The sequence below is a fragment of the Micromonospora sp. L31 genome (assembly GCF_052068075.1).
GTDB lineage: Bacteria > Actinomycetota > Actinomycetes > Mycobacteriales > Micromonosporaceae > Micromonospora > Micromonospora purpureochromogenes.
Genome location: NZ_JBQHDC010000007.1, coordinates 152,893 through 165,615, shown reverse-complemented (window position 1 = coordinate 165,615; position 12,723 = coordinate 152,893). Strand labels below are relative to the sequence as shown.

Genomic DNA, 12,723 nt, shown 5'->3' with positions numbered 1-12,723 from the left:
CGCCCGGGGGTCAGCGCCGCCGGGCCCGGAAGACGAGCGTCCGGTACGGCAGCTCGACCGTCTCCCGCCCGGCCAGGTCGGGGTGGGTGGCGAACAGCTCGCGCAGCTCCGAGTCGACCCGCTGCCGTTGCCGCGGCGTGGCGGTCAGCCAGTTCGAGCGGGTACGCAGCACGCCGACCACCTCGTCCGGGGTGAGCGTGGCCCGGTGGGTGAACTCGCCCAGCTCGACCGCGCCGAAGGCCCGGCCGAAATCGGTGATCTTCTCGGTCAGGTCACCGGCGTCGTCGTGGGTCCCGGCGATCCGGTCCAGCTCGGCGACCCAGCCGACGCTCCCGTCCCGGGTGTTCCAGATCGGGGCGAACGTTCCGCCGGCCCGGAGCACCCGGGCGATCTCGCCGTGCGCCGGCTCCTTGTCGAACCAGTGGTAGGCCTGCCCCACCAGGACCGCGTCGGCCGTCCCGGCCGGCAGCGGCACCGCCTCGGCGCTGCCGGCCAGCGCGGTGCTGCCCGGCGTGGCAGCGGCCAACTGGGCGCGCATCCCCGGATCGGGCTCCACCGGCAGCACCTCGTGGCCCAGGTCGAGGATCGCGCGGCTGAGGATGCCGGTGCCGGCGCCGAGGTCGACCACCCGGGCCGGCGCGTCGACGCCCGCCAGGGCCCAGCGGACGGCGGACTGCGGATAACGGGGCCGGAACCGGTCGTAGTCGGTGGCGGCCGCCCCGAAGGACAGCGCCGGAGTGGGGTCGGTCATGGGCGGCAGGTTATCCCGTAACGGCGACCTGGGCGCTTGAGTACGCTCGGGGGCTGACCCCGCCGATATCTCCTTTCTGAGGACAGTGCCGTGATCGAGCAGAACGCCGTGCCAGTGGACCCCGCCGACGACCTTCCCGAGCAGATGAAGGTCCGCCGGGAGAAGCGGGACCGGATGCTCGCCGAGGGCATCGAGCCGTACCCGGTCGGTTTCCCCCGGACCAGCACGCTGGCCGAGGTCCGCGCGAAGTACGCCGAGCTGCCCACCGACACCGCCACCGGCGACCAGGTCTCGGTCACCGGCCGGGTGATCTTCGTACGGAACACCGGCAAGCTCTGCTTCGCGACGCTGCGCGACGGCGACGGCACCGAACTCCAGGCCATGCTCTCCCTGGACCGGGTGGGCGCCGAGCGGCTGGAGGACTGGAAGCGCCTGGTCGACCTCGGTGACCACGTCGGGGTGACCGGTGAGGTGATCACCAGCCGCCGGGGCGAGCTGTCCGTGCTGGCCCAGGAGTGGGCGGTCACCGCCAAGGCGCTGCGCCCGCTGCCGGTGGCGCACAAGCCGCTCAGCGAGGAGGCCCGGGTCCGCCAGCGCTACGTCGACCTGGTCGTCCGCCCGCAGGCGCGGCAGATGGTGCGTACCCGGGCGGCGGCGGTGCGCAGCCTGCGTGATTCGCTGCACGGGCAGGGATTCATCGAGGTCGAGACCCCGATGCTGCAGTTGCTGCACGGCGGGGCGGCGGCCCGCCCATTCGTGACCCACAGCAATGCGTTGAACACCGATCTGTATCTGCGAATCGCGCCGGAACTGTTTCTCAAGCGGGCCGTGGTCGGCGGCGTCGACCGGGTCTTCGAGATCAACCGCAACTTCCGTAATGAGGGCGTCGACTCTTCGCACTCCCCAGAGTTCGCGATGCTGGAGACCTACCAGGCGTACGGCGACTACGACACGATGGCCGAGCTGACCCGCAATCTGGTGCAGCAGGCGGCGATCGCGGTCAGCGGCTCGACCGTGGTGACCCACGCCGACGGCCGCGAGTTCGACCTGGGCGGCGAGTGGCGCTCGGTGACGCTGTTCGGGGTGCTTTCCGAGGCGCTCGGCGAGGAGGTCACGGTCCGCACCGAACGGTCCCGCCTGGTCGAGTACGCCGACAAGGTCGGACTCGCAGTGGACCCGAAGTGGGGTCCGGGCAAGCTGGCCGAGGAACTGTTCGAGGAGTTGGTCGTGCCAGGCCTGCAGGCCCCCACCTTCGTGCGCGACTACCCGGAGGAGACCAGCCCGCTGACCCGGGTGCACCGCAGCGAGCCGGGGCTGGCCGAGAAGTGGGACCTCTACGTGCTCGGCTTCGAGCTGGGCACCGCGTACTCCGAGCTGGTGGACCCGGTGGTGCAGCGGGAGAAGCTGGTCGCCCAGGCGCAGTTGGCCGCCCGCGGCGACGACGAGGCCATGCGGCTGGACGAGGACTTTCTGCGCGCGATGGAGTACGGAATGCCGCCGGCCGGCGGTATGGGAATGGGAATCGACCGGCTTCTGATGGCGCTGACCGGTCTCGGAATTCGGGAGACCATCCTCTTCCCGTTGGTCCGCCCGGAGTGAGTCGGAAGCTTCTTCTCCGGCTCGTTACGGCATCCTATTGACGCGTCGAGCGCCACGCGGGTTATTGTGCTCCTATTGCAGGAGCACCCTGCTCGAAAGGAATGTGGGACGTGGCCAAGCAGATCATTCACAAGCTGGTCGATGACCTGGACGGCGGGGACGCGGACGAGACCGTCAAGTTCGCCCTCGACGGCGTTCAGTACGAGATCGACCTGTCGAACTCCAACGCCGAGAAATTGCGCGAGGTATTCGCGCCGTACGTGGCGGCGGGCACCCGGGTCGGTCGGGGCGGCGTGGTCGTGGGTGGCCGGGCGGCGCGGGGCCGGGGCGGCGCCACCGCCGACCGCGAGCAGAACAAGGCGATCCGGGCCTGGGCCAAGAAGGCCGGCAAGGAGATCTCCGACCGGGGCCGCATCCCGCAGGAGATCGTCGACGAGTACCACTCCAAGGCGGGTCACTGACGACAGCGCCAAGGGGCGACACGACGCCGGGCCGGAGCACCACTCCGGGCCGGCGTCGCCGTTTTCCCGGCCCGTGGTCGGGTGGGGTCGGTGTGCTCGCTGTGACGAACGGGTCGCGGCGGTCCGGAGTTGCCTCCTGCGGCGCCGCGCGGCGGTGCCGGGGCGGATGCCGGGCGGGCGGGAAGATTCCCGCCGGGGGCGGCGTTGTCCACAGGCGGTGGAAGATCTGTCCACAACCTGTGGACGAGCCACCGGTCCGCCGGGGAGCTTCCGCACCCGGGGCGAATTTCGCTCTGCGCGTACAGGTCGGGGTCCCGGAACACCTCCTGAGCGCGGATGGTTGGTCAAAACGACGTCAGAACGGCTCATCGCGGGGACACACGACCTCAGCGGAGTCGGTCGGCGGCGATAGAGTAAGGAGGCACGGACGCCCGTCCCGGACGTCCGCGCACCGGCCCCGCCAAGATCTAGAACATCAAGGCGCACGGCACGTGAGGAGCACGAGGGCATGTTCGAGCGGTTCACCGACCGAGCGCGACGGGTTGTCGTCCTGGCCCAAGAAGAGGCCCGGATGCTCAACCACAACTACATCGGTACGGAGCACATCCTGCTGGGCCTCATCCACGAGGGTGAAGGCGTCGCGGCAAAGGCCCTGGAGAGCCTCGGCATCTCCCTCGAGGGCGTCCGCCAGCAGGTCGAGGAGATCATCGGCCAGGGCCAGCAGGCGCCGAGCGGGCACATCCCGTTCACGCCGCGGGCCAAGAAGGTGCTGGAGCTGTCGCTGCGCGAGGCGCTGCAGCTCGGCCACAACTACATCGGCACGGAGCACATCCTGCTCGGTCTGATCCGCGAGGGTGAGGGCGTCGCCGCCCAGGTGCTGGTCAAGCTCGGCGCGGACCTCAACCGGGTCCGCCAGCAGGTGATCCAGCTGCTCTCCGGCTACCAGGGCAAGGAGCCGGCCGCGGCGGGCGCCGCGCCGGGTGAGGCCGCGCCGTCGACCAGCCTCGTGCTGGACCAGTTCGGCCGCAACCTGACCCAGGCCGCCCGCGAGGGCAAGCTCGACCCGGTGATCGGGCGCGAGAAGGAAATCGAGCGGGTCATGCAGGTGCTCTCCCGCCGTACCAAGAACAACCCGGTCCTGATCGGTGAGCCCGGCGTCGGCAAGACCGCCGTGGTGGAGGGGCTGTCCCAGAAGATCATCAAGGGCGAGGTGCCCGAGACGCTCAAGGACAAGCAGCTCTACACGCTGGACCTCGGCGCTCTGGTCGCCGGTTCCCGCTACCGCGGTGACTTCGAGGAGCGCCTCAAGAAGGTGCTCAAGGAGATCCGCACCCGCGGCGACATCATCCTGTTCATCGACGAGATCCACACCCTGGTGGGTGCGGGTGCCGCCGAGGGCGCGATCGACGCGGCGAGCATCCTCAAGCCGATGCTGGCCCGTGGCGAGCTGCAGACCATCGGTGCGACCACTCTCGACGAGTACCGCAAGCACCTGGAGAAGGACGCCGCTCTCGAGCGCCGCTTCCAGCCGATCCAGGTGGGTGAGCCGTCGCTGGCCCACACCATCGAGATCCTCAAGGGGCTGCGCGACCGGTACGAGGCGCACCACCGGGTGAGCATCACCGACGCTGCCCTGGTGGCCGCCGCAACCCTGGCCGACAGGTACATCTCGGACCGCTTCCTGCCGGACAAGGCGATCGACCTGATCGACGAGGCCGGTGCCCGGATGCGGATCCGTCGGATGACCGCGCCGCCAGACCTGCGCGACTTCGACGAGCGCATCGCCCAGGTGCGCCGCGACAAGGAGTCCGCGATCGACGCGCAGGACTTCGAGCGCGCCGCCCAGCTGCGTGACAAGGAGAAGCAGCTCCTCGGTCAGAAGGCGCAGCGGGAGAAGGAGTGGAAGGCCGGTGACCTGGACGTCGTCAGCGAGGTGGACGACGAGCAGATCGCCGAGGTGCTCGGCAACTGGACCGGTATCCCGGTCTACAAGCTGACCGAGGAGGAGACCTCGCGCCTGCTGCGCATGGAGGACGAGCTGCACAAGCGCGTCATCGGCCAGGAGGACGCGGTCAAGGCGGTCTCGAAGGCGATCCGGCGTACCCGGGCCGGCCTGAAGGACCCGAAGCGTCCGTCCGGCTCGTTCATCTTCGCCGGCCCGTCCGGCGTGGGTAAGACCGAGCTCTCCAAGGCGCTGGCCGAGTTCCTGTTCGGCAGCGAGGACGCCCTCATCCAGCTGGACATGTCCGAGTTCCACGACCGCTACACGGTCTCCCGGCTGGTGGGTGCCCCTCCCGGCTACGTCGGGTACGACGAGGGTGGTCAGCTGACCGAGAAGGTGCGGCGTCGGCCGTTCTCGGTGGTCCTCTTCGACGAGATCGAGAAGGCCCACCCGGACGTGTTCAACACGCTGCTCCAGATCCTGGAGGACGGTCGGCTCACCGACGGTCAGGGTCGGATCGTGGACTTCAAGAACACGGTCATCATCCTGACCACCAACCTCGGTACCCGTGACGTCGCCAAGGCGGTGTCGCTGGGCTTCCAGGCCTCTGAGGACTCCGAGTCGAACTACGACCGGATGAAGCAGAAGGTCAACGACGAGCTCAAGCAGCACTTCCGGCCTGAGTTCCTGAACCGGATCGACGACACCATCGTCTTCCACCAGCTGCGGCAGAGCGAGATCCTCTCGATCGTGGACATCATGATCGCCCGGATCGAGTCGCAGCTGCGCAACAAGGACATGGGTCTGGAGCTGACCGACAACGCCAAGAAGTACCTGGCGAAGAAGGGCTTCGACCCGGTGCTGGGTGCCCGTCCGCTGCGTCGCACGATCCAGCGCGACATCGAGGACAACCTCTCGGAGCGGATCCTCTTCAACGAGCTGACCCCGGGTCAGATCGTGGTGGTGGACTGCGAGGGCGACCCGGAGAACATCGACAAGTCCAAGCTGGTCTTCCGCGGCTCGGACCGGCCGGCCGAGGTGCCGGACGCCGTTCCGGCCGACCTCGGTGGCGCGGCTACCGCGGGGGCGGACGAGTAAGGACGACAGCACGAGGGCGGCGGCCCCGGACGGCGAAAGCCATCCGGGGCCGCCGCCTTTTGCATGCCCGATCCCGGCGTGCCCGGCCGCGTGATCCACTCGCTTTGCGGCGTGTCGCGGTATCCCGGGCGCCGGACACCGCGACACACCGCAAACGGCGTCGAAGCCGGGCCAGGCACCCGGAGCGGAGGCGGGGTCAGGGGCGGGGGAGTGGGGTGGCGGGGCCGTCGCCGACCAGGCGGAAGGCCGCCTCGCCGACCGGTTCCACCAGTCCGTCGGTGACCAGCCCGGCCAGCGCCCGCGCCCGCTGTACGTCGTCGCTCCACACCTGGTCGAGGCGCTGGTGCGGGACCGGGCCGGTGGTCTCCCGGAGCACTCCGAGCAGCAGCCCGCGCACCTGCCGGTCGGTGCCGGCGTACCGCTGGGGGCGTCGGGTCGGGCCGGCGGGCGCCTCCTGGCCGGAGGCCCGCCACGCGCAGACCGACTCGACCGGGCAGGCCGGGCAGCGCGGCGAGCGGGCCGTGCACACCACCGCGCCGAGTTCCATGAACGCCGCACTGGCCAGCGCGGCGGCGGCCGGTTCGAGCGGCAGCAGCTCCTCGCAGGCGACCAGGTCGGCCGGTCGGGTGGCCGGTCCGGCGTCCGGCTCGCCGGCCACCGCCCGGGACACCACCCGCCGGACGTTGGTGTCCACCACCGGGTGCCGTTGCCCGTACGCGAAGGCCGCCACCGCCCGCGCCGTGTACGTGCCGACGCCGGGCAGCGCCAGCAGCTGGTCCAGCTTGTCGGGCACCGCGCCGCCGTGCCGTTCGACGATCGCCACCGCGCAGTCGCGCAGCCGTACCGCCCGACGGGGGTAGCCGAGCCGGCCCCACATCCGGATCGCCTCGGCCGGCGTGTCGGCGGCCAGCGCGGCCGGGTCGGGCCAGCGGTCCAGCCAGGCCCGCCAGGCGGGCAGCACCCGGACCACCGGGGTCTGCTGGAGCATCACCTCGCTGACCAGGATCGCCCAGGCGCCGACCCCGGGCTCGCGCCAGGGCAGGTCGCGGGCGTTCTCCTCGTACCACCGGCTGACCAGGGTGGCGAAAGTCGGTTCACTCATCGCGTCGCCGATGATGTCACGCGGGACGGTCCCGCTGGATGGGCGACCCGGGCGGGGCGACGCGGCCCGCCGACGCGGATCGTGCAGAATGCCCGGATGAACGAGCTCGCGATCACCGTCATCGGCCGGGACCGGCCGGGCATCGTGGCCGACGTCGCCGAGGTGCTCGCCCGGCTCGGCGCGAACCTCACCGACTCCACCATGACCCGGCTGCGCGGTCACTTCGCGATGACCCTGATCTGCGTCGGCCCGGCCGCCGCCGAGGTGGAGGCCGCCCTGGCCCCGCTCGCCGCCGACGGCCAGCTGCTGGCCACGGTACGCGCGGTCACGCCCGACGGGGTGGCGGCGCGGGCCGGGGAGCCGTACGTGATGGCGGTGCACGGCGCGGACCGGATGGGCATCGTGGCGGCGATGACCCGGGTGCTCGCCGACGCCGGCGGCAACGTGACCGACCTGAGCACCCGGCTCGCCGGTTCGCTCTACGTGGTGGTGGCCGAGGTGGACCTGCCGCCGGGCAGCGCGGACGAGCTGGCCGGACGCCTCGCGGCCACCGCCGCCGAGCTGGGCGTCGAGGTGTCCCTGCGGCCGGCCGACCCGGACCTGCTGTGAGCGAGGAGGAGTACGCCGGCCTCGGCGACTGGACTCCGGAGACGCTGGCCCTGCCCGGCGAGGTACGTCAGGTGGTCGCCGCCCCGCACCCGGTGCTCAGCCGGCCCGGTGGCGCGGTCGACCCCACCGCGGTGGAGACCGTCCAGCTGGCCGCCGACCTGATCGCCACCATGCGGGTCTCGCCGGGCTGCGTGGGGCTGGCCGCCCCGCAGGTGGGCGTGGGCGCGCAGGTGTTCGCCGTGGACGTCACGGGTCACCCGAAGGCGGTCACCGTGCACGGCACCTTCGTGCTCTGCAACGCGCGGGTGGTCGAGGCGACCCGGTGGAAGCCGGGGCGGGAGGGCTGCATGTCGGTGCCGGACCTGACCGGGGACGTGAAGCGGGCCAGCCGGCTGGTGGTGGAGGCGGACCTGCCCGGCACCGGGAAGCCGGTGCGGCTGGTCACCGACGGCTTCGAGGCGCGCGCGCTGCAACACGAGATCGATCACTGCTCGGGGCTGCTCTTCCTCGATCGGGTCGCCGGCGCGCACGCCGTCTACCAGCGCAAGGTCTACCTGTGACCGGCCGCCGCCGGCTGTCGTGAGTGGAGGGTGGAGGCGGTGATCCGGGCGGTGTCCGGCGCGTCGCGACGGGTCGGAGTGGGGTGCGCCGCTACGGTGGGGGCATCATGCGTCTGACGGTCGGTCCCCTGCCATCCGCCGTGTACTGGCGGCGTCGCGCCGTGGTACTCGGAGCGGGGCTTCTCTTCCTGATTGTCCTGCTCTATTCCTGCAACCAGTCGGGGGACACCGCCACGACACCGCGGGCGAGGTCCACCCCGACGTCGCCGGCCGTCGATCCGGCACCGACCGGTTCGGCGCCCGCTTCCGGCTCCGCCGCACCGACGGCCACGCCGGAGGCGCCGGACTCCGGAGGCGGTCCGGCCGGGGATCCGGGTACGACCACCGCGCCGCCGGCCGCGCCGCCCGTCGTGCCCGCCGGCCCGACCGTGGTGGACGACGGCACCTGCACGGACGCCGAGCTCAGCGTGACGTCGCAGGCGCTCCCGTCCGAGGTGCGCCGGGGCGCCCTGGTCGACCTGACGCTGCGGGTCAAGAACACCGCCCAGCGGACCTGCAGCCGGGACGTCGGGGCCGACCTCCAGGAGCTCTACATCAAGCGGGGCGCGGAGAAGGTCTGGTCGTCGGACACCTGCGGCACCGGCAAGGGCTCGGACGTGCAGTCGTTCACCCCGGGCTTCGAGCGCTCCTACCAACTGACCTGGAACGGCAAGGACGTCAGCCGGTGCGCCGGCGGGGTGGCCGCCGGGCCGAACCCGCCCGCCGGGACGTACCAGGTCTTCGCCCGGGTCGGCACCAAGCTCAGCGAGCCCGTGAAGCTGGTCATCACCGGCTGACCGGACCGGTCAGACGTACCGCTCCAGGATGGACGCCTCGGCGAGCCGGGACAGCCCCTCCCGTACGCCCCGGGCCCGGGCGTCGCCGACCCCGTCGACGGCCTGGAGGTCCTCCACGGTGGCGCCGAGGAGCCGCTGGAGGCTGCCGAAGTGCACGACCAGCCGGTCGACGATCGCCACCGGCAGCCGGGGCACCTTGGCCAGCAGCCGGAAGCCACGCGGGCTGACCGCCGCGTCGAGGGCGTCGGAGGCGGCCGGGTAGCCGATCGCCTTGGCCACCGAGACCAGGTCGATCAGTTCGGTGGCGCCGAGCAGGTCCAGCTCGACCAGCGCCTCGTCCAGGGTGCGCGACTTGCGGCCGGTGGGCAGGTAGTCGCGGATGACCAGGGTGCGGTCGGCGTCCACGCCGGCCATCAGCTCGTCGAGCTGGAGGGCGAGCAGCCGGCCGTCGGTGCCCAGCTCCACCACGTACCCGGCGATCTCGTCGGCGATCCGGCGGACCATCTCCAGCCGCTGCACCACCGCGACCGCGTCGCGGACGGTGACCAGGTCCTCGATCTCCAGCGCGGAGAGGGTGCCGGAGACCTCGTCCAGGCGGAGCTTGTAGCGCTCCAGGGTGGCCAGCGCCTGGTTGGCCCGGGACAGGATGGCCGCCGAGTCGTCCAGGACGTGCCGCTGGCCGTTGACGTAGAGGCTGATGATCCGCATGGACTGGCTGACCGAGATGACCGGATAGCCGGTCTGTCGGGCGACCCGCTCCGCGGTGCGGTGCCGGGTGCCGGACTCCTCGGTCGGGATGGACGGGTCGGGCATCAGGTGCACGCCCGCCTGGACGATCCGGGTGCCGTCGCTGGAGAGCACCACGGCACCGTCCATCTTGCACAGCTCGCGGACCCGGGTGGCCGAGAACTCGACGTCCATCGGGAATCCGCCGGTGCAGATCTGGTCGACGACCTTGTCGTAGCCGAGCACGATCAGGGCGCCGGTGCGGCCCCGGAGGATCCGCTCGAGGCCGTCGCGCAGCGCGGTGCCGGGCGCCATCAGGGCGAGGTTCGCCCGCAGCGGATCGCCGGCGCTCCCGGCGCCCCCGGTCACGCTCACGCTGATCGGGCGGGCGGGCGAGCCCACGGCAGCGGTGCGGGCGTGGGGCGTCGCGCCGGCAGGCTTGGTGGTATCGCGGTCGATCGGCACGCGCACAGTCTACGGACTGCCGTGCGGTGGGTGCTGTCGTGGTTACTGTGATGTGTCACGGCGTCGGATCCCTGAAGTGCCGGCGGCTGTGCCGGGCCTGTCCGGTATGGCCCGCGCGGTCCGGCCCCGGCGGCCACCGTCGGTCATTCGGCGGATGCGCGGGCGACACACTGTAGCGCCGAGCGCACGTCCGTGACCTCCATCACTCGCATGTTGTCCGGGCCCGCCCCGGTGCTGCCGGGCCCGCAGCCCTGCGGCACCAGCGCCACCCGGAAGCCGAGCCGGGCCGCCTCCGCCAGCCGGCGGGGGACCGCGCCCACCCGCCGCACCTCGCCGGTCAGCCCGACCTCGCCGATCGCCACCAGGTTGGGGGCGATGGCCAGGTTGAGCCCGCCGGACGCGACGGCCAGGGCGACGGCCAGGTCGGCCGCCGGCTCCACCACCCGGATGCCGCCGACGGTGGCGGCGAACACCTCCCGGTCGTGCAGCGTCAGCCGCTCGGTGCGGCGCTGGAGCACGGCCAGCACCATGGCCAGCCGGGCCCCGTCCAGCCCGGAGACCGTCCGCCTCGGCGAGCCGGCGACCGTCGCGCCGATCAGCGCTTGCACCTCGGTGACCAGGGCCCGCCGCCCCTCCATCGCGACCGTCACGCAGGTGCCGGGCACCGGCTCCGAGTAGCGGGTCAGGAAGAGCCCGGACGGGTCGGCGAGGCTGCTGATGCCCCCCTCGTGCATCTCGAAGCAGCCGACCTCGTCGGCGGCGCCGAACCGGTTCTTGACGCCCCGGACCATCCGCAGCGACGAGTGCTTGTCGCCCTCGAAGTGCAGCACCACGTCGACCAGGTGCTCCAGCACCCGGGGACCGGCGACCTGGCCGTCCTTGGTGACGTGGCCGACCAGCACGGTGGCGATGCCGCGCTCCTTGGCGACGGCGACCAGGGCGGCGGTGACCGCCCGGACCTGGGTGACCCCGCCCGGCACCCCCTCGGTGCCGGTGGTGGAGATGGTCTGCACCGAGTCGAGCACCAGCAGCCCCGGCTTGACCGCGTCGAGGTGGCCGAGCACCGCGCTCAGGTCGCTCTCGGCGGCCAGGTAGAGCTGGTCGTGCAGGGTGCCCATCCGCTCGGCGCGCAGCCGGACCTGGCTGACCGACTCCTCGCCGCTGACCACCAGGGAAGGGCTGCCCGCGCCGGCGGCCCACTGCTGGGCCACGTCGAGCAGCAGCGTCGACTTGCCGACCCCGGGCTCGCCGGCGAGCAGCACCACCGCGCCGGGCACGAGGCCGCCGCCGAGGACCCGGTCGAGCTCGCTGACCCCGGTGGGCCGGGCCCGGGCGGGGGCGGCGCTGATCGTGGCGATCGGCCGGGCCGGCTCGGCCGGCAGCCGGGAGCTGACCACCCGGCCGGAGACCATCGGCCCGGTCACCGTGCACTCGACCACCGAGCCCCACTCACCGCACTCGGGGCAGCGCCCCACCCACTTGGGTGGCTGGTGCCCGCAGGCGTCGCACTCGTAGGCCGGGCGGGGCTCGCGGGCGGCCCGGCCGCGGGAGGCGCCGGAGGCCGCGCCACCCCGTGCCGGGGTCGATCGGGAGGTGGTCACCACAGGACGCTAACCCCCTGGTACGACGAAACACCGCCGGCGTGGTGGTCACCACGCCGGCGGTGCCGACAGTTCCGTGCGGGGATCAGCCGCCGTGGCCGGAGCCGCCCTCCTCGCCACCGCCCTCGTGGCCGCCCTCGCGCTCGATGATCGGGGAGACCGGGGCGGCCGGGGTCAGCGGCACGCCGACCGGCGCGCCGGTCTGGATCGTCCTGCCGTTGCCGAAGTCGAAGGTCAGGTTGACCTGCTGGCCGACGCGCAGCGCCTCGGTCAGCCCGACGAGCTGGAGGTAACGGCCACCCTGCACGTTGAGCTGCACGTAGCTCTGCGCCGGGATCTCGAAGCGGGCCGGCTGGCCGGCCGGGGCCGAGGGGCTGGGGCTGGCCGTGGCGCTCTCCGACGGGCTGGCCGAGGCCGAGCCGGACGGCGACGGGCTCTCGGCGTGGGAGGCGCTCTCCGACGGCGACGCGCTCGGCGACGGCTCGGTGCCTTCCGGCGGGGGCGTCGAGCCCGGCTTGCCGGTGATCACGACTTCGCGCGCGCTGTCCGTGGTGACGGTCACGGTCACCGGGTCCCGCGTGTCGTTGTAGATCACGGCGTTGAGCGCGGCGTTCGCGCCGGTGCGCAGGCCCTCGGTGCCGGGGTACTCCACGTAGAGGCCGCGCACCTTGTAGGCGTTGTCCGGAGTCTCGACGTTGATGCCCTGGATCGACGGCGCCTTGTTGGCGGTCTCGGCCACCTGGCCGGCCCCGCATCCCGTCGCCAGCAGGGCGGTCGCCGCCGCCATGCCGGACAGCAGCAGGGCCGCCCGCCGGGAACCCCTGATCGAGCGCGTCACGTCGGTCCTCCTCGTCACGATCCCCACCCGGCCGTACCCCGGGCGCGGGGTGGTCATACCCGCGCAGACCGCGCTCCAGGGTAGTTGGGGCTGATCGACGGTCGCACGGCGACCCGGTATTGCCACCTGGCCGGG

General features: G+C 72.4%; 11 protein-coding genes. 6 read left to right on the top strand and 5 right to left on the bottom strand.

Annotation, left to right across the window (positions count from 1 at the left end; all coding sequences use genetic code 11):
* Positions 1–10: 10 nt before the first annotated feature.
* Positions 11–751: a class I SAM-dependent methyltransferase gene (locus ACTMS9_RS20600; protein ID WP_441141998.1), complete on the bottom strand. Its 741-nt coding sequence runs from the start codon at positions 749–751 to the stop codon at positions 11–13.
* 90 nt (positions 752–841) lie between these two features.
* Between ACTMS9_RS20600 and lysS the strand changes: the two genes are divergently transcribed.
* From lysS to ACTMS9_RS20585, 3 genes are all read left to right on the top strand, one after another.
* The gene (gene lysS, locus ACTMS9_RS20595; RefSeq protein WP_441141999.1) at positions 842–2,350 is read left to right on the top strand and encodes a lysine--tRNA ligase; all 1,509 of its coding nucleotides are present in this window, start codon (positions 842–844) and stop codon (positions 2,348–2,350) included.
* A 110-nt stretch (positions 2,351–2,460) separates the two neighbouring features.
* Complete coding sequence (locus tag ACTMS9_RS20590; RefSeq protein WP_441142000.1) at positions 2,461–2,811, top strand: histone-like nucleoid-structuring protein Lsr2; 351 nt, start codon at positions 2,461–2,463, stop codon at positions 2,809–2,811.
* Between the two features lie 508 nt (positions 2,812–3,319).
* Entirely contained in the window at positions 3,320–5,851 is a 2,532-nt protein-coding gene (locus tag ACTMS9_RS20585) for an ATP-dependent Clp protease ATP-binding subunit (protein ID WP_357609220.1), read from the top strand.
* Positions 5,852–6,047: 196 nt separating this feature from the next.
* Here ACTMS9_RS20585 and ACTMS9_RS20580 read toward each other — a convergent pair whose 3' ends face one another.
* Positions 6,048–6,953 (bottom strand): A/G-specific adenine glycosylase, encoded by a 906-nt coding sequence (locus ACTMS9_RS20580; RefSeq protein WP_441165716.1) that lies wholly within the window; start codon positions 6,951–6,953, stop codon positions 6,048–6,050.
* A 96-nt stretch (positions 6,954–7,049) separates the two neighbouring features.
* On the opposite strand from ACTMS9_RS20580, the gene ACTMS9_RS20575 reads away from it, so the two are divergent.
* The 3 genes from ACTMS9_RS20575 (at position 7,050) to ACTMS9_RS20565 (ending at position 8,958) form a co-directional block, all read left to right on the top strand.
* A complete protein-coding gene (locus ACTMS9_RS20575; RefSeq protein WP_088959964.1) occupies positions 7,050–7,562 on the top strand; it encodes a glycine cleavage system protein R in 513 nt (170 codons plus the stop codon).
* Positions 7,559–8,122, top strand: coding sequence for a peptide deformylase (locus tag ACTMS9_RS20570; RefSeq protein ID WP_441142002.1), 564 nt, complete (start codon positions 7,559–7,561; stop codon positions 8,120–8,122). Before ACTMS9_RS20575 ends, ACTMS9_RS20570 begins: the two co-directional genes overlap by 4 nt.
* 107 nt (positions 8,123–8,229) lie before the next feature.
* Entirely contained in the window at positions 8,230–8,958 is a 729-nt protein-coding gene (locus ACTMS9_RS20565; RefSeq protein ID WP_441142003.1) for a hypothetical protein, read from the top strand.
* A 9-nt stretch (positions 8,959–8,967) separates the two neighbouring features.
* Here ACTMS9_RS20565 and disA read toward each other — a convergent pair whose 3' ends face one another.
* The 3 genes from disA to ACTMS9_RS20550 all read right to left on the bottom strand — a co-directional run bounded on the left by disA (position 8,968) and on the right by ACTMS9_RS20550 (position 12,588).
* Entirely contained in the window at positions 8,968–10,149 is a 1,182-nt protein-coding gene (disA, locus tag ACTMS9_RS20560) for a DNA integrity scanning diadenylate cyclase DisA (protein WP_350797415.1), read from the bottom strand.
* A 143-nt stretch (positions 10,150–10,292) separates the two neighbouring features.
* Positions 10,293–11,750 carry a DNA repair protein RadA gene (gene radA, locus ACTMS9_RS20555; RefSeq protein ID WP_441142004.1) on the bottom strand — a complete coding sequence of 486 codons (1,458 nt, stop codon included), beginning with the start codon at positions 11,748–11,750 and terminating at the stop codon, positions 10,293–10,295.
* 85 nt (positions 11,751–11,835) lie between these two features.
* Positions 11,836–12,588 (bottom strand): hypothetical protein, encoded by a 753-nt coding sequence (locus ACTMS9_RS20550; protein ID WP_441142005.1) that lies wholly within the window; start codon positions 12,586–12,588, stop codon positions 11,836–11,838.
* Positions 12,589–12,723 lie beyond the last annotated feature (135 nt).